11 protein-coding genes are annotated in these 17,221 nt (G+C 40.4%); 4 read left to right on the top strand and 7 right to left on the bottom strand.

Features of this window, described 5'->3' with window-relative positions; genetic code table 11:
* Positions 1–53: 53 nt before the first annotated feature.
* The 5 genes from FGK98_RS03330 to FGK98_RS03310 form a co-directional block, all read right to left on the bottom strand.
* The gene (locus tag FGK98_RS03330) at positions 54–7,271 is read right to left on the bottom strand and encodes an SIALI-17 repeat-containing surface protein (RefSeq protein ID WP_138100011.1); all 7,218 of its coding nucleotides are present in this window, start codon (positions 7,269–7,271) and stop codon (positions 54–56) included.
* Positions 7,272–7,439: 168 nt separating this feature from the next.
* Positions 7,440–8,261 (bottom strand): phosphate ABC transporter ATPase, encoded by an 822-nt coding sequence (locus FGK98_RS03325; protein WP_138100010.1) that lies wholly within the window; start codon positions 8,259–8,261, stop codon positions 7,440–7,442.
* Between the two features lie 53 nt (positions 8,262–8,314).
* Complete coding sequence (locus FGK98_RS03320; protein WP_138100009.1) at positions 8,315–9,088, bottom strand: HAD hydrolase family protein; 774 nt, start codon at positions 9,086–9,088, stop codon at positions 8,315–8,317.
* A gap of 4 nt (positions 9,089–9,092) precedes the next feature.
* Positions 9,093–9,950: a bifunctional methylenetetrahydrofolate dehydrogenase/methenyltetrahydrofolate cyclohydrolase gene (locus FGK98_RS03315; RefSeq protein ID WP_171011107.1), complete on the bottom strand. Its 858-nt coding sequence runs from the start codon at positions 9,948–9,950 to the stop codon at positions 9,093–9,095.
* 148 nt (positions 9,951–10,098) lie between these two features.
* Positions 10,099–10,419 carry a TfoX/Sxy family protein gene (locus tag FGK98_RS03310; RefSeq protein ID WP_138100007.1) on the bottom strand — a complete coding sequence of 107 codons (321 nt, stop codon included), beginning with the start codon at positions 10,417–10,419 and terminating at the stop codon, positions 10,099–10,101.
* A gap of 317 nt (positions 10,420–10,736) precedes the next feature.
* Between FGK98_RS03310 and FGK98_RS03305 the strand changes: the two genes are divergently transcribed.
* The 4 genes from FGK98_RS03305 (at position 10,737) to FGK98_RS03290 (ending at position 14,402) form a co-directional block, all read left to right on the top strand.
* A complete protein-coding gene (locus FGK98_RS03305) occupies positions 10,737–10,967 on the top strand; it encodes a DUF1797 family protein (RefSeq protein ID WP_000443579.1) in 231 nt (76 codons plus the stop codon).
* 235 nt (positions 10,968–11,202) lie between these two features.
* Entirely contained in the window at positions 11,203–13,461 is a 2,259-nt protein-coding gene (locus FGK98_RS03300; RefSeq protein ID WP_138100006.1) for an ATP-dependent Clp protease ATP-binding subunit, read from the top strand.
* A gap of 130 nt (positions 13,462–13,591) precedes the next feature.
* Positions 13,592–14,044, top strand: a complete 453-nt coding sequence (locus FGK98_RS03295) for an NUDIX hydrolase (RefSeq protein ID WP_138100005.1) — start codon at positions 13,592–13,594, stop codon at positions 14,042–14,044.
* Between the two features lie 58 nt (positions 14,045–14,102).
* Positions 14,103–14,402 carry a DUF1827 family protein gene (locus FGK98_RS03290; protein WP_000767190.1) on the top strand — a complete coding sequence of 100 codons (300 nt, stop codon included), beginning with the start codon at positions 14,103–14,105 and terminating at the stop codon, positions 14,400–14,402.
* A gap of 66 nt (positions 14,403–14,468) precedes the next feature.
* On the opposite strand, the gene metK is transcribed toward FGK98_RS03290, so the two are convergent.
* Both metK and FGK98_RS03280 read right to left on the bottom strand, forming a co-directional pair.
* Positions 14,469–15,659, bottom strand: a complete 1,191-nt coding sequence (metK, locus tag FGK98_RS03285; RefSeq protein ID WP_138100004.1) for a methionine adenosyltransferase — start codon at positions 15,657–15,659, stop codon at positions 14,469–14,471.
* 180 nt (positions 15,660–15,839) lie between these two features.
* Positions 15,840–17,183 carry a DEAD/DEAH box helicase gene (locus FGK98_RS03280; protein WP_138101025.1) on the bottom strand — a complete coding sequence of 448 codons (1,344 nt, stop codon included), beginning with the start codon at positions 17,181–17,183 and terminating at the stop codon, positions 15,840–15,842.
* Between the last annotated feature and the right edge of the window lie 38 nt (positions 17,184–17,221).

Genomic DNA, 17,221 nt, shown 5'->3' with positions numbered 1-17,221 from the left:
CACATTTATCGATTCATTTTTATCTTCTACTAATCTGGTATTAAGCGAATAGACTAATCCTCTTTGCGTTTTGCAGTTAATAAGGCTGCTGACAAGGCCAAGGTAACACTTGCCAAGAAAATAGCTGTTTCTGACTGTTTTTCACCAGTTTCTGGTAATCTCTTTCCTTCCTTGGCAACTTGAACTGGTGCTTCTGGATTCTGAGATTTTTCTACCGAACTTAGTTTAAACTCTGGTTTTTCTACTGTCGGTGCTGGTTGATTGCCTACTGTAGCTAGAACACCACGGTACTCTGGAAGTTTATGTTCTAGAGCCATTACAGCATTAACGCCACCCTTAAATTCAGGTTTCTCTACTGTCGGTGCTGGTTGGTCGCCTACGGTTGATACCGGACCTGTGTACTCTGGGAGTTCGTGTTTCAAGGCCATAACAGAGTTGACTCCACCCTTGAACTCAGGCTTCTCTACTGTCGGAGCGGCTTGGTCGCCTACAGTGGCAAGAATTCCTGTGTATTCTGGAACTTCGTTTACTGCTGCTTCTACAAAGTTAACTCCGCCTTTGAATTCTGGAACTTCGTTGACTGGCGCAGGTTCCTCACCCTTACTATTTGAAATAGATGGTTTTACTCCTACCTCAATAATACGATCTTGAGCTTTTCTTTGTTCAGTATGAACAAGAGTTCTGGTAGTTCCTGATACTTGAATATAGTCAACTTTTTCTCCATCTTGTCCTTCAGAAACTACACGACGTTTACCTTGAGCAAGCGCAGGGGTTTCACGAACAACTTCTTTAAACGGAAGTGGAGTCTTTTCAATTTCCAAACTTGGAGCTTCTGCAACTAAGTTCTTAACGCCTTCTGTTGGTGTTGTTTGGAAGGTAGACTTAAAGTGTAAACGATATTCTTTCACCAGATTTCCATCTTTGGAAATAAGACGAACAAGTGTTGGAAGATTTGTATTTCCATGATCCACAACTGTGACTACTCCATGTCCACTAGTTGTCGCAGTGACTTTTGGTTTGGATCCCATTGTTGTTAGGGTGTACTCTGTCACATTTGGATCAAAGTTTTCCAATGCTTTTCCATCAATCGAAATAGTCGCTGATGGTGTTTCGACTTCTGCTCCCTTGCCTGCAGAGTAGGCTGTAAATTCTACAAGTGCTAGACCATTAGTAGTAGCCTTACGAGTCATACGCGCACGAATAGCTGTTGTTTGAACTGGATCAAAGTTAAACTCGATTGGTTTACCAGCCACTAATTCTCCAGAAGACTTGTAAGGAATTGGTGCCCAATTTTCTGCCTTGTTGAATGGATGGTCAGCATTTTCTTCATAACGAGAAATCGTACTTGGCTCTGTAAAGGCAGGACCAATATATCTTTCTAGAACCATTTTCTCTGGGGCATCTGTGCCACTATCTTTAAAGAACTGAATGGCTACTTTTCCAATAGATTGAGAAGTAATTTTTCCATCCTTCTTAAAGAGTAGTCCGACAGAAGTTTCTTGATTTTTCGGAGTACGAGTCCAGTTTGTCCAACGCCCATCTTCATTGTATTTTCCATCATTGATATAGAAAATTCTATCATGTGAAGCTGCTTGTGTATCGTTCGTTATCGAAGCAAAGGCTTTAGAATCAGTTTCATTGTTGTTTGGATTTTCTGAAATGACTTGATTGCCTTTAGAAACAACTGTCACCTGCATTTTAGTGGTTAGATTTGTACCAATGACATGACCGGTAACTTCAAATGTTCCCTCATGCTCTGTCGCATGTTCAGGAATAGCATCCCACTTCACTGCAAGTTTTTCTGTAGTCCAAGTAGTTGAAGTTGGGTAATAAACGTCTACCTCTGAAGGAAGTTGAAGATTGTCTCCAACATTCAAGATTTTAGCACCATTTTCTGCAGCAAGCGGTTGACTAGTTTCTCTCTCATCATTGCGGAAGATTCGATATTCTTTCAATACCGTACCATCTTCTGCTTTTAAGATGAGACGTGTTGCACCTTTTGGACTAGTTGCAGGCACAACTGTTACCAAACCATTATTGCTAGCTGTTGCAGTGATTTGTTTGCTAGATTGAGGAATATAGTAATCAGTCTTAGATGGATTAAAGTGTTCAAGATCCTTGCCATCTACCCTGATAGAAATCTCTGAACTTGTAGAGCTTACTACCTTATTTCCAAGGACAGTTAGTTCTGTCAGACCAACACCTGAAGTTCCATCTGCTTTCTTCATACGAATACGAACAGCATAAGTTTCTACCTTGTCAAATGTGAAATGATTTGTTTGAGTTGCAGATAGCTGACTTGGAGCATGCAAGTTTTCAACTGCTTTCCAATTTTCTGGATTATTAAATGGATGATTGCTATCACGCTGAGCATTGCTGACATCACTTGGTAAATCTGGAATTTCTTTACCTACATAATATTCAACTACATATTCTTTTGGAAGACCAATTGCTCCATCAGTATAGAAATCAACTGATAAATTGTTGACAAAACGTTTCGTCAAATCTCCTGAATTACCAAACAAGATAGAAGCCCAGTCATTATCAGTATTTGTTCTCCAAGTAGTCCATCTATTTTTAGCGTCTGTTGGCGTTCTTGACACAGTCAGGTCGTTCAAGGTATTAGCTGAGTCATCTCCTCCTGTATTGGATACAATGGCAGCTGGCAATTGCGAACCTGTCCATTGTTTAGAGATATTATTTCCAGCAACAACTTGGCTAGACACTCGAACATGGGCTTTAGTGGTCAAATTGCTACCTATTAAGCGACCATTGATTTCATAGACTCCTTCAGTTTGACTAAAGTTGGCTGGAACCTGATCCCAAACCACATCTTTGTAGACAGTTGTTCCGTTAGAATGGTAAGCACGCACATTAGCTGGCAATTGAACTGTCTCACCCTTAGGAAGAGTAAGGCTGATTTCCTCTGCAACTTGCAATCCTTCAACTGTTACAGTCGCTTGAGCTTCAATATCTGTACCTTCTACACGTCCTTTAAGCGTAAAGCTATGATAATGCCCCAATTCTTTTTCATCTACCTTGTCCCAAGTTACAGATACTTTGCGTGGTAATCCCTTATCAAATTCTGCTCCAACTTCTTTAGGTAGATTCGGTTGCTGATTAATGTCTATAGAAACAGATACAGGATGAAGTTTCACAATCTTCTTGCTGACTTTATTTTCTTTAATCACCACTTCAGTAGTTACAGATTCTGTTTTCTCTGTTTGATTATCGATTCGAGGTGTCAAAGCCACTCTTCCCTTAGTATAGAGTAATAGATTCTGACCATTTACCTCAAGATGCCCACCATCAGATGATTTAGCTTCTAAGTGAATATCTGATGCTGAGAATTCTGTTTGTGAACCATCCTCATAACTACCAATGACACGATAAGTTAAGACTTGATCTTCAGTAGCAGTTTCTTTTCCTTCCACAACTACTTCCAAACGTTTCAAGGCAGGAGCTTCCTTCACAAACTGAATTAAATAAGTTTGAACCAAGTCACCCTTTTGATCACTCAAGAAGACCGAAGCCTGATAACCATTATCAGCAGAAGCTTGCTGAACAGTTACTTGATAACCAGTAGTCTGAGCTCCAACACTTGGAATTGTTCCAGTGTAAGGAAGGGATACACGGTAATAAGTCTTGCCAGACTCGAAGTTCTCAAGAGCTTTATCCCCAACAGTAAGTCCTGTAATGCTACTTGTTGTTTCCTTACTGCTTGCGATAAAGGTTGCAGTTACTTCACGATCGTCATCTACCAATTTACCAGTAGCCTCCGTACGTCCCCCTTCCTTGGTTAAAGCAGCAGGATCTTTTAAAGTCCAAGAAACAACATCTGTATCAATCAAACTACCATCTGTCAGAACAGCTGTGACCGTTTTATCCAAATCAGCTGCAGTTGTACCAACCGGTACTGTAGCAACTTTTGGTAACCATCTATCTAAAGCAATCACTTTCACAAGTGCCTCAGCTTTGGTTTCCAAACCTTCTACACGTCCAGATACTTTTTTCTCACCTGCGCTTGTAAGCAAGTCAGCTGGCACATCCCATGTTACAGTCTTTTCCTCAACACTACCGTCGCTATAAATAGCTGTTACTGTTTGAGGCAATTCAGGATTTGTAGTCACATCAGTTGTTGCTTTTACAGGAGCAAAGGCTACAAAGTGACGGTTTTCTTTCTTACCAGACACAGTTGCGACCGTTGCGCTATCAGAAGTTAAACCAGCAGAATCTGCATAAAGAGTAAATTTACCTTCTTTTTCTGTTGATTTTACAATGACAACTCCTTTACCATTGAAAGCACGTCTTTGCCATGTTCCATCTGCTTGAGCTTTGTAGCGCTCACGGCTAGCTTGTTCTCCATTATCCACACCAACTATTTGTCCTTGACCATGAAGATTGAAATGAACAAGATTATTCGCTGTCGGAACCACATTCCCTTCGCTATCAACAATTTCGTAATGGATGTAGGATAGGTCTTTTCCATCTGCAGTGATAACATGCTCTTCTTTAGTCAGACGAACCCTTGCTGGCTCCCCAGCAGTTGTCACACTATCACGCGCAATTTCGTTGCCTTTTTCATCTCGAGCAATCGCAGTCAGTGTGCCTGGTTGGTATTTCACAAGCCATTCAAGATACAATTCACTTGGTTTAGCCCCCTCATGATATGGACGTCCGTCTTCTGTCGTTTTCTTAGTAAATTCCTTTTTACCAAGTGACTCTCCATTTAAGAACAATTCGACGCTTGCAGCATTTGAGAAGGTACGAACCGGAACCTTTCCATCAACCCGCATCTTGCGATCCTTAAGGGTCTCTTCAGTCCAGTTCCAATGTGGTAAAATGCGAACAGTTGGCTTTTCTTTAGCACTATACCATTCACTACGGTAAAGGTAAAAATCATTCTTCGGTAAACCAGCCGTATCGATGATACCAAAGTAAGAGCTCTTGACAGGTGTATTATCTTGGTTATGCCATGGAGTTGGTTCTCCAATATAGTCAATTCCTGTCCAGATAAATTGTCCAGCATAGCCAGCACGATCACGGTCAAAAGTCCATGATTCAGTAGCTGTTCTTCCCCATCCAACACGGTCATTACCATAGTCAGATTGTTCATAATGACGATTTAGACGGTTATCATGTCCAAGGATTTGAGTAGGATTGTAATAAGAATCACGCGTTCTAGTAGCTGAAGAAGTTTCAGAACCATAAATGAGCCAGTCTGGATGAGCACTACGAACCGCATCATAAAAACGTTCACCATAGTTCATCCCCACAGCATCCATGATTTCTGCAAGTTTCAAGAAATCACCTGTCGCTGCACGACTAAATTTATTTTCACCCATGGTGACATAACGTTCAGTATCAATCGCTTTGATAACTGCCTTCAGGCGCTTAGCAGTTTCGATAGAGCGAGGACTACCATTTGCCTCTTCTACCTCATTTCCAAGAGACCACATGACGATCGACGGATTGTTCTTATCACGTTCTACCATTGTTCTAAGATCAAAATCAGACCACTTCTCACCCTTCTTAGCTTCAGGATGGGTTGCATCTTGATCAAAGAACCGTCCATAGTCGTAAGTCTTCTTGCCACCATACCAAGTATCAAAAGCTTCCTCTTGAACCAAAAGACCTAAACTAGCCGCAGCATCAAGCAACTGAGGGCTAGCTGGATTGTGGGTTGTTCGAATAGAGTTAACCCCCATATCTTTCAAGAGTTTTAATTTACGATAAGTAGCCTTATAATTCTCTTCTGCACCCAAGGCTCCATTGTCATGGTGAATACTTACTCCGTGGAATTTCATGCGTTCACCATTCAGAGAGAAACCATCCTTAGCAGTCCAATTGAAATAGCGGTAACCAAATGTATCTTCTGTTACATCAACTAGTTGACCTTCTTTATAAACCTTTGTTTTCAGCACATACAGTTGAGGATGATAACTTTTTGTCGTCCAAAGAGTTGGTTTATTAACTAGGATTGTTTGTCTGAAATCTGCAACTTCATTTTCTGCTAAATTCTTCGTTTCAGAGCGCACTAATTCTGAAACAACCTTACCTTCCTTAGTAAAAATTTGTTGTTCCACAAAGACTTTAGCAGCCTTCTTATCCGTATTTTTAATCTTACTTTGAACCTGTGTTTCAACATTCCCTTCTTTCTGCTCAGCAAGTTTTGGAGTAGTGATATGATTACCATTTTCGGCAACATGGACTTTATCACGATAACTAAGAGTTACATCACGATAAATCCCACTTCCTGAATACCAACGACTACTTGGTTGCTTATTGGTCACTTGAACAGTAATTGAATTTTCACTACCATCCTTGTTTAAAAATTCTGTAATATCATATGAAAAATGATTATATCCACTTGGATAATGTCCTACAAATTTACCATTTACATAGACCTTTGAATCCATGTAAACCCCATCAAAATTGATACGAACATCCTTATTCTTGTCTGCTTCATTTAATATGAAAGTCTTACGATACCAAGCTGTTCCACCATTTAACTGGCCACCTTCATTACGTGCGGGAGACTTGTGATCGAAATCAAAATAAATACTCCAATCATGAGGAAGATTCAATTTAGACCAATCATGAACATCCACATCTTTTTTTGAAAAATCTCCTTGGGCATTTAGTTTAAAATACCAATCTTTATTAAAATCTTGTTTTCGCTCCGATAATAGCTGTTTTTCTTTTTCAACTTCGGCTTTGTTCGACTCTCCAGACAGTGCTTGCAATTTTTCAGAAGAAGGTTTGCGCTCTGTATCTGCTTTTACCTGGTCATTTCCGGAAGTTTTTTTAGAATCCTCTTTCAGTTCTGTTCCAGCTGTTGCTGCAGATTCAATAGGCTTTGGATTTGTCTCTTCAGGTTTCTGTTTGTTCTCAGCTTTGTTTCCTTCTTCTTTGTTTGGAGTTTCCACTTTAGGTCTAGCCAATTCATGACTACCCTCATTAGCAGGTCTAGTAGGTTCCGTATCCTTAGTCACTTTGTCTTCTGTCGAATCAGCTTTTGGTTTTACAAACTCACGCCCACCATTCTCATCAGCCTTTGCGATTGCAGCTGCCACATCATCGGGAAGCTTATCTAAAGGCTGAGCTTGATGAACAATTGTTTCTTCTGTTTGAGTATTGGATGAAGCCACCTCCTCAGCTTGTACAGTTGAAATACCACATATACTGGCCCCAATCATTACAGATGCTGCACCTATTGCAAATTTACGAATGCTATAATGACAACGTTTATCAAAAAGTCTTTTGTTCATTAAAATCCTCATTTCTTTTCCTTGATACAAAGTAAGCGTTTACTTCATTTTAAAAAATAACCTCCTTCTGAATACACAAACAAGTACCAAGTTCGATAATATATTTTATATATTAAATATATCAAAATGCACCTAAAATTGCAATCACTTTCATCGTTTTTTCCTCAACTATCCTTTACCTGATTGTTTTAAGACAATCCGATACACTTTTTTAGTCCACTCTTCCAAACCTTCTCCATCATGGTCAAGATAATACACCCTATCTAGTAATCGACTTGGAATAATATTTTCAAATTGGCACTTATTATGAGTTGGAATAATGCAAATATACAACTCACTTAATAAATTAAGCATGTCCTTAATTTTTGCAACATGGTAACCATCAAAAATATAACCAGGAACTTTAATCAAATCTGTATAGATAAAATGAAAACTTACTCCAGGAATAAACTTATCTTGTAATTCTTTCTCTAAAGGAGCTCGACCTAATAAACGCTCCATCGCCAATCGATAACCAGAACTTGTATTTGACCATCCCAACATGACATAGTCAAAATAATCTTTCGGATCAGATGCAGCATTTCGACTATCCAAAACCAACTCCTCAGCATCTCGACCAAAGGCTTTCACAGCAGATAACAGCTGACCTGTTTTAAAAATAGAAATCGCTGCATCTATTGTCGTAGTATGACTACAGTAGTCTGAAGTCACTAACCTCTTATGTAGATCATAAGTCGAAGCTACTCTTTTATCTGTAGGGGTAAATGGTGGCAGAAAGGGATGCTGACAGATGTAATCTAAAATCTCTTTTTTTAAACAAGAATCAGCACACTCGATACTTGTTTGACGTTTATGAAGTTTTTCGTAAGCTATAAATTTAGCAATTTTTTCTAATTCCCACTCTTGAATATTTGGATAATCAATTAGTGCTAAGTGATATATTCCATCCCATTGCAAACTATATTCTCCATTATAAATTTTTAAAATCATCTAATCACCTCACTTTATTATACAACAAAAAGGAGGGGTAAACCTCCTTCTATCTATTTTCCCTTAAATTCCGCAAAGGTCTGTAAGATTTTAGCTGCCACTGCTGGAGAAGGTTCTCCTTTTAGCTCTAACGTTTCATCTGCATATGGACTAAGGCCAGCAAAATCTCCTATCTGAACAGAATAGAGAGATGTTTTAAACAGTTCAATATCATTTTGGTCATTTCCAAAAGCAATGAAGTTCTCTCCACACAACTTTTCAACAGTTGTCGCCTTATGGGTATCCCAGGGGTTGACATAAAGGCACTTTTCATGGGCATGATAGGACAGATGAGCCTGCCCCAGTCTTTCTAACTGACCAAGCAGGTCATCAAGCAAATCCTCATGCTCTCCCATATAAACGACTACCTTAATCGGAGTACCCAAGTCCTCGAGTTTCTGATGACGAGCTACCTTTAGGGGATCCACGCTAGAGATAAATGGAATCTTCTCCACGATCTGACCACTATAGTCAAAGCAATCATCTGCAAAGAAAGGAAGATTATAGGTCTGGCAATAATCCACTAGCGCCTGATAAACTCTAGCATCGAGATTTCTTTCATAGATAGCTTTCCCCAGATAATAGGCTACGCCACCATTCAAACCTATAACCAAACGCTGACTGAGATCGCTACCTAATAAGCCCAAACAATCCCGATAAGAGCGAGCTGAGGCAAAGACAACCTCATGCCCATAATCTTCAGCCTTTAAAAGAACCTGTTTAATCTCTTCATCTATAGTCATATAGTCAAAAGACAGCGTCCCATCCAGATCAAATACGAATTTCATTTTCTTAGTCCTTGTTTAGTGTACGAAGCGCTGCTTCATAGGTTTGTTCCATTAGCATGGTAATGGTCATAGGACCAACTCCACCAGGTACTGGTGTGATATGACTGGCAAGTGGTACAACAGCATCATAGTCAACATCTCCACAGAGCTTACCGTTTTCATCTCGGTTCATCCCTACATCAATGACAACTGCACCTGGCTTGACAAAGTCAGCAGTCACAAACTTGGCGCGACCGATAGCTACAACAAGAATATCCGCTTGCGATGCTACTTGAGCTAAATCTTTTGTACGGGAATGAGTTAAAGTAACAGTAGCATTCTTGTCTAAAAGAAGTTGAGCCATCGGTTTCCCAACAATATTCGAACGACCAATAACAACCGCATTTTTACCTTCCAACTCAATCCCATATTCATGAAACATCTCCATAATCCCAGCAGGTGTTGAGGGAATCATAACTGGGTGCCCAGACCAAAGGCGGCCCATATTTAGAGGATGGAAACCATCCACATCCTTTTCTGGGTCAATGGCTAATAATACTGCCTCTTCGTCAATATGTTTAGGTAAAGGCAACTGGACCAAAATCCCATGCCAAGCTGGATCTTGATTGTATCTGGCGATCAAGTCCAACAATTCTTCTTGTGTTATAGTTTCTGGAACTCGCACAACTTCACTACGGAAACCAGCCGCAAGAGCTGAACGTTCCTTGTTACGGACGTAGACTTGGCTGGCTGGATTGTCCCCGACCAAAATCACCACCAATCCTGGAACTAGACCTGTTTCTTCTTTTAGTTTGGCAGTATTTTCAGCCAACTGTCCTTGTAACTTAGCTGCAAGAGCCTTCCCATCAATAATCTGTGCCATATTTCTTCTCTTTTCTATCAAATATACTCTATTATATCAAAAAATACCTTGTCATTCTAACACTTCTTGACTAATGGACCTTATAGTCTGAGACTATAAGAAAAAGCCCCTATCTAGCTTTTATACCTATTTACATTAGGTAAATCTGTCATGCTTTCTTTTTAACTTTTGGAGCCGGTAAGAATTCATACATATCCTTGATTAGTCTCGCTAGAAATGACTTATCTTCAAGGTCTTCTAGTAAAATCATCTCCTTGGCTCCTTCATAAGGACGTTCAAGCCTAGTCTGTCCCAGTTGATCCATAACCACCTTCACAGGCTTTAGTAACAAACGATTATCATAGATTCCACCAATAACCTTCTCACGATAATATAGGATATACTCTCCCATCATAGGATGATAAGTAATATCTTCTAATTCAGATAGTTGGTCTAAAATATAAGTCAAATATTCTTTACTAGATGCCATTAGCTACTCCTTATTGGTATAAAACTTCGCAACCCTCTTCATTCTATTTTTCAAGAAGCGCTCAAATTTACCATATTTTGGCAACTGGCTATCTTCAAAAAACGAGGCAAGGAGTTGGATAAAAAGAAAAATAGGCCATTTTTTAAATGTAGTCATGAATAATTATATCATGATTCGATCTCAAATCCAATCCTTTCTATTATTTAGAAAAAATATTGCCAAGAGATAGAGAAATAGCAAGAAATCTTAGTTTTTTCTAGTCAAGTACCCGTTGTTTATGGTAAAATAGTAACGATAAGAAATGGAGGAGAATCATAATGGAATCACATTTGGTTAGAATCATCAACCGCCTAGAAGCTATGACAAAAGATGGCGGAAATCTAAAACGTAATTTTGAACGTGAAGGAGTTGTTGTTGCAGAAGTTGCTTACAGCTATGACGAAGAAAATGGATCACTCTTCACCCTTCGCGATGTTGAAGCACGTGAAACCTATACCTTTGATAGCATTGACTTGATTGCAATGGAGATCTACGAACTCCTTTACTAATAGAATAACAGCAGGGAAACCTGACTGATGAATGAGAATCCTTTTTGTCCCTGCAAATAGGATTTTTTCTTATTATCAGCGGCAGAGATTTTCATAAAGAACTTCTCTCGAAATCTCCCTAGGCCAATCTTTTTACTTGCTTTACACCTTAATCATGCTATAATGAGAGTATAAAACTTTGACTATTTTTGACCTTTTTATTAAGCCAAGAATAAGAATGAAATGAGGTAGATGTATGCTCTGTCAAAACTGTAAAATTAACGACTCAACAATTCATCTGTATACCAATATCAATGGACAGCAAAAGCAAATTGATCTCTGTCAAAATTGCTATAAAATTATCAAAACAGATCCAAATAATACCCTCTTTAAAGGAATGACTGACCTAAACAATCGAGACTTTGATCCTTTTGGAGACTTTTTCAATGATTTGAATAATTTCAGGGTTTCTTCAAATAACGTTCCCCCAACTCAATCAGGTGGAGGATATGGGGGCGATGGGGGATACGGACCTCAAAACCGTGGTCCACTTCAAACACCTCCTAGCCAAGAAAGAGGGCTCCTAGAGGAATATGGTATCAACATTACTGAGATTGCTCGTAGAGGAGATATTGACCCTGTTATCGGTCGAGATGAGGAGATTATCCGTGTTATCGAAATCCTCAACCGTCGAACCAAAAACAATCCTGTCCTCATCGGAGAACCAGGTGTGGGTAAAACAGCCGTTGTTGAAGGTCTAGCTCAAAAAATTGTCGATGGTGATGTTCCCCATAAACTCCAAGGCAAGCAAGTCATCCGTCTGGATGTGGTCAGTCTAGTCCAAGGAACAGGGATTCGAGGCCAATTTGAAGAACGTATGCAAAAGCTCATGGAAGAAATTCGCAAACGCGAGGACATTATACTCTTTATCGACGAAATCCATGAAATTGTTGGTGCAGGATCTGCGGGCGATGGCAATATGGATGCAGGAAATATCCTCAAACCAGCCCTTGCCCGTGGTGAATTGCAAATGGTCGGTGCTACTACTCTCAATGAATACCGTATCATTGAAAAAGATGCTGCCCTAGAGCGCCGTATGCAGCCTGTCAAGGTAGATGAACCAACTGTCGAAGAAACCATAACTATTCTCAAAGGGATTCAAAAGAAATACGAAGACTACCATCACGTCAAGTATACTGATGCGGCTATAGAAGCTGCTGCAAATCTTTCCAATCGCTATATCCAAGACCGCTTCTTACCTGACAAGGCTATTGACCTCTTGGATGAAGCCGGTTCAAAGATGAATCTGACTCTTAACTTTGTGGATCCCAAAGTGATCGACCAGCGTTTAATTGAGGCTGAGAATCTCAAGGCCCAAGCTACACGAGAGGAAGACTTTGAAAAAGCTGCCTACTTCCGTGATCAGATTGCCAAGTACAAGGAAATGCAAAAAAACAAGGTGACCGATCAGGATACTCCAATCATTAGCGAGAAAACGATTGAACACATCATCGAGCAGAAAACCAATATCCCTGTTGGAGAACTAAAAGAAAAAGAACAGTCTCAACTCATCCATCTAGCAGAAGACCTAAAGGCCCATGTTATCGGACAAGACGAGGCTGTCGACAAGATTGCCAAAGCCATCCGTCGTAATCGTGTTGGACTTGGTACTCCCAACCGTCCAATCGGAAGTTTCCTCTTTGTCGGACCAACTGGTGTCGGTAAGACAGAACTTTCCAAACAACTAGCCATTGAACTTTTTGGTTCAGCTGATAGCATGATTCGCTTTGATATGAGTGAATACATGGAAAAACACAGCGTTGCTAAATTGGTCGGAGCCCCTCCAGGCTATGTAGGCTACGATGAAGCAGGGCAATTAACAGAAAAAGTGCGTCGTAATCCCTATTCTCTCATCCTTCTCGATGAAGTGGAAAAAGCTCACCCTGATGTCATGCACATGTTCCTTCAAGTCTTGGACGATGGTCGTTTGACAGATGGGCAAGGACGGACTGTTAGCTTCAAAGATGCCATCATTATCATGACTTCAAATGCTGGGACTGGTAAGGCCGAAGCCAGCGTTGGTTTTGGAGCTGCTCGTGAAGGTCGAACCAACTCTGTTCTCGGTGAACTCGGCAACTTCTTTAGTCCAGAGTTTATGAACCGTTTTGACGGCATCATCGAGTTCAAAGCTCTCAGCAAGGACAACCTCCTCCAAATCGTCGAACTCATGCTAGCAGATGTTAACAAACGCCTCTCTAGCAACAACATCCATCTCGATGTAACTGACAAAGTCAAGGAAAAGTTGGTTGACCTAGGTTATGATCCAAAAATGGGGGCTCGCCCACTCCGTCGTACCATTCAAGACCATATCGAGGATGCTATCACCGATTACTACCTTGAAAACCCAAGTGAGAAAGACCTCAAGGCAGTTATGACAAGTAATGGCAAGATTCAAATCAAATCTGCCAAAAAAACTGAAAAAACAGAAGAGATTGCTTCTGAAAAAGAAGAATAAAACGATCTAACAGGTGCAGAAAGTCTATCAATTTCTGCACCTTTTTTACTAAAATAACTGTAAATTCTTGACAGCTTGCCCCTCGTCCATTATGATAATAATAAAGATACTAAAGAACGAGGAAAGTTCAATGGCAAACCCAACTTTTGGTGAAAAACAAGAGAATGTGACCTACCAGCACCGCTATGGCGTTTACGTAGTTATTCCTGATCCTGAAAAAAAACAAATCGTTCTAGTTCAAGCTCCCAATGGTGCTTGGTTCTTACCAGGTGGAGAGATTGAAGCAGGAGAAAACCAGCAAGAAGCGCTGAAGAGAGAACTCATCGAGGAACTAGGCTTTACTGCTGAAATCGGAAGCTATTACGGACAAGCTGATGAGTATTTCTACTCTCGTCACCGTGATACCTACTACTACAACCCAGCTTATCTCTATGAAGCTACTTCTTTCCAAGAAGTACAAAAACCATTGGAAGATTTTAATCATATTGCTTGGTTTCCTATTGACGAGGCAATAGAAAAACTCAAACGGGGTAGCCACAAATGGGGAATTGAAGCTTGGAAAATCCAGTATGGAATTGACTAAAATACACGATTTTATCCAAAAAGTGCTATAATAGAGTTAGAAAATCGGAGGAACTATTATGAAGCTTATCAACACGACTAATTCACACTCGCAACTTGTTAAAAGCCAATTAGAAAGTACTGACGCGACCCTTGTTGAGGTCTATTCTGCTGGAAACACAGATGTGATTTTCACACAAGCCCCGCTTCACTATGAAATCCTCATTTCCAACAAACACCGCGCTATTCGTGAACCAGAAATCGAAACCATCCAAGATTTCTTCATGAAACGCAAAATCGATAAAGATAAGATCGATGAAGCCAATATCAAGACCCTCTACTCTGATAAATTGATTGAAATTTCTATTCCTACAAAATAAGAAAGCCAGCCAAAAGCTGGTTTTCTTTTGCAAAAAAGATTAGTAGTTCCTACCAATCTTTTAATTTTATTTCACAGCTTCTTTCAAAGCATCTACCTTATCCAAACGTTCCCACGGAAGGTCAATATCTGTACGTCCCATGTGTCCATAAGCCGCTGTTTGACGGTAAATTGGACGTTTGAGGTCTAGCATTTGGATAATTCCTGCTGGGCGAAGGTCAAAGATTTGACGCGCTGCTTTTTCAAGCTTGCTTTCAGCTGCTGTTCCTGTACCAAAAGTATCGATACGAACAGAAACTGGCTGCGCAACACCGATAGCGTAAGCCAATTGCACTTCTGCCTTCTTAGCAAGACCTGCTGCAACGATATTCTTGGCAATATAGCGAGCTGCATAAGAAGCTGAACGGTCCACCTTAGTTGCATCCTTACCAGAGAAGGCACCACCACCATGACGAGAGTAGCCACCATACGTATCCACGATGATCTTACGACCAGTCAAACCTGAGTCTCCTTGAGGTCCTCCGATTACAAAACGACCAGTCGGATTGATGAAGAATTTTGTTTGCTCATCCAAGTAAGAGGCTGGGATAACCTCTTTGATAACCTTGTTAATCACATCATTGTGAATTTGTTCATTGCTGACTTCTGGGTCGTGCTGAGTTGAAATAACGACTGTGTCCACACGTACTGGACGATCATTTTCATCATACTCAACTGTAACTTGTGATTTGGCATCTGGACGGAGATAGCTGATTTCACCAGACTTGCGAAGTTCTGCCAAACGACGAACCAGTTTGTGACTAAGTGAAATTGGCAATGGCATGAGTTCCTCTGTCTCATCCACTGCAAATCCAAACATGAGACCTTGGTCACCCGCTCCAATCAAGTCAAGCGGATCTTGATCTGCATTTCCACGAACCTCCAAGGCTTCGTTAACCCCTTGAGCAATATCTGGTGACTGCTCAACAAGTGACGGATGAACTCCAACTGTTTCCGCAGAAAAACCATATTCTGCATTCGTATAACCAATCTCTGCAATGGTATCACGAACCACGCGGTTAATATCCACATAGGCATTTGTAGAAATTTCACCAAAAACGTGGACAGAACCAGTGTATACAGCTGTCTCAGCAGCAACGTGCGCCTCTGGATCCTTTGCTAAAATAGCATCCAAAATCGCATCTGAAATTTGGTCTGCAATCTTATCTGGATGCCCCTCAGATACAGATTCAGACGTGAATAATTTACGTTCTGACATAAAAATGTCCCCCCTTAAAAAATATTGTTATAGAGTTACAAAGTACTGATAGAAATTTCTACCATCTTATCGGGACTATATAACCTTATCATTATACCACTTTTTATTTTTTTTTGCAGTATTTTTGAAAATTCATAAAACGAAGTTAGAAAAAGGAGCCATACAGCTCCAATTTTGTCCTTAAAATGTTTGGCGTTTGGCTTTACGCTCGGCACGACCACGTGCACGATTTTCAGCACGCTTGGTTTTGCGACGTTTTTCATCCACCGCCCATTGAATCTTCTTCTTATAGCCTGGTTTGATTTTTTTCTTTTTCTTTTTAACCAAGCCAATCATTTCAATATCAAGTTTATCCTGCTTCTTTTCACGGTTGGCACGACGATCACGATCGTAGGTATCTTGGAACTCTCCGTCTTTGACCATCTTAGGAATAAACTTGATTCCTAATTTTTCCAACTCACGGATATCCGAGTCATCACTTGGCTGGTAAAGGGTAATAGCTGTACCAGGTAGACCATTACGTCCAGTCCGTCCAACACGGTGTACAAAGAAAGATAAGTCCTGCGGAATCGCGTCATTAATGACATGACTGACACCTTCAATGTCAATTCCACGCGCTGCTAAGTCCGTTGCGACAATGTACTCAAAATCGAGATTTTTCACCTGATTCATGATCCGCTTACGTTCACGAGGAGCAATATCCCCATGAATCTTAGCTACTTTTAAACCTTGAGCTGTTAGGTATGTATGCAATTCATCCGCACGCGTTTTGGTATTTACAAAAATCATAGCCAGATAAGGTTGCATGACCTGAGTCAATTCATAAATCTGAGCATTCTTGTCGCGTCCCTTGGTCGAAATCAACCAGTTATCAATGGTATCAGAGATGACTGTTTTTGTTTTGATTTTTTCCATAACAGGATTTGACAAGTATTTTTTCAGGAACGGTTGCAACTTCTGTGGAATAGTTGCTGAAAAGACCATGAATTGCAAGTCCTTAGGAAGACTTCCTGCAATTTTATCGACTGTCTCCAAGAACCCCATATCCAAGGTCATATCGGCTTCATCGACAACAAAGGTCTTGGCCTTGTGAATAGCCAAATCACCAGATTTGACCAGGTCATAGATACGACCTGGAGTCCCGATGACAATGTGGGGCTGATTGCTCGCGAGCTTATCAATCTGACGAGCCTTGTCCGTACCACCAACATAGTTGACCACACGGACTTCGACATCTGAGTGGGCTGCAATCTGACGAGCCGCTTGATAGATTTGAGTAGCTAACTCACGACTTGGAGCAGTAATGACCGCTTGCACACTATCACTTTTTTCATCCAATTGCTGGAAAATGGGGAGCAAAAAAGTGTGGGTCTTTCCTGAACCTGTTTTTGACTCACCGACCAAATCACGACCTGCCAAGACAATGGGAATTAACTTTTCCTGAACTTCGGTAGGAGTTGTAAAATTCAACTCCTCCAAAGCCTTTTCTATATAGTTTTTTAACTGAAATTTCGTAAATGACATATTATCCTCGATTCTATTCATCTAACCATTATACCATA

Origin of the sequence: Streptococcus australis (genome assembly GCF_901543175.1) — a bacterium.
Classification (GTDB): domain Bacteria; phylum Bacillota; class Bacilli; order Lactobacillales; family Streptococcaceae; genus Streptococcus; species Streptococcus australis_A.
This window is presented reverse-complemented; position numbering and strand designations above follow the sequence as displayed.

Excerpts from the sequence above, each read along its gene's own strand:
- FGK98_RS03330 (WP_138100011.1), bottom strand. The coding sequence starts at position 7,271 with ATGAACAAAAGACTTTTTGATAAACGTTGTCATTATAGCATTCGTAAA.
- FGK98_RS03325 (WP_138100010.1), bottom strand. The coding sequence starts at position 8,261 with ATGATTTTAAAAATTTATAATGGAGAATATAGTTTGCAATGGGATGGA.
- FGK98_RS03320 (WP_138100009.1), bottom strand. The coding sequence starts at position 9,088 with ATGAAATTCGTATTTGATCTGGATGGGACGCTGTCTTTTGACTATATG.
- FGK98_RS03315 (WP_171011107.1), bottom strand. The coding sequence starts at position 9,950 with ATGGCACAGATTATTGATGGGAAGGCTCTTGCAGCTAAGTTACAAGGA.
- FGK98_RS03310 (WP_138100007.1), bottom strand. The coding sequence starts at position 10,419 with ATGGCATCTAGTAAAGAATATTTGACTTATATTTTAGACCAACTATCT.
- FGK98_RS03305 (WP_000443579.1), top strand. The coding sequence starts at position 10,737 with ATGGAATCACATTTGGTTAGAATCATCAACCGCCTAGAAGCTATGACA.
- FGK98_RS03300 (WP_138100006.1), top strand. The coding sequence starts at position 11,203 with ATGCTCTGTCAAAACTGTAAAATTAACGACTCAACAATTCATCTGTAT.
- FGK98_RS03295 (WP_138100005.1), top strand. The coding sequence starts at position 13,592 with ATGGCAAACCCAACTTTTGGTGAAAAACAAGAGAATGTGACCTACCAG.
- FGK98_RS03290 (WP_000767190.1), top strand. The coding sequence starts at position 14,103 with ATGAAGCTTATCAACACGACTAATTCACACTCGCAACTTGTTAAAAGC.
- metK (WP_138100004.1), bottom strand. The coding sequence starts at position 15,659 with ATGTCAGAACGTAAATTATTCACGTCTGAATCTGTATCTGAGGGGCAT.
- FGK98_RS03280 (WP_138101025.1), bottom strand. The coding sequence starts at position 17,183 with ATGTCATTTACGAAATTTCAGTTAAAAAACTATATAGAAAAGGCTTTG.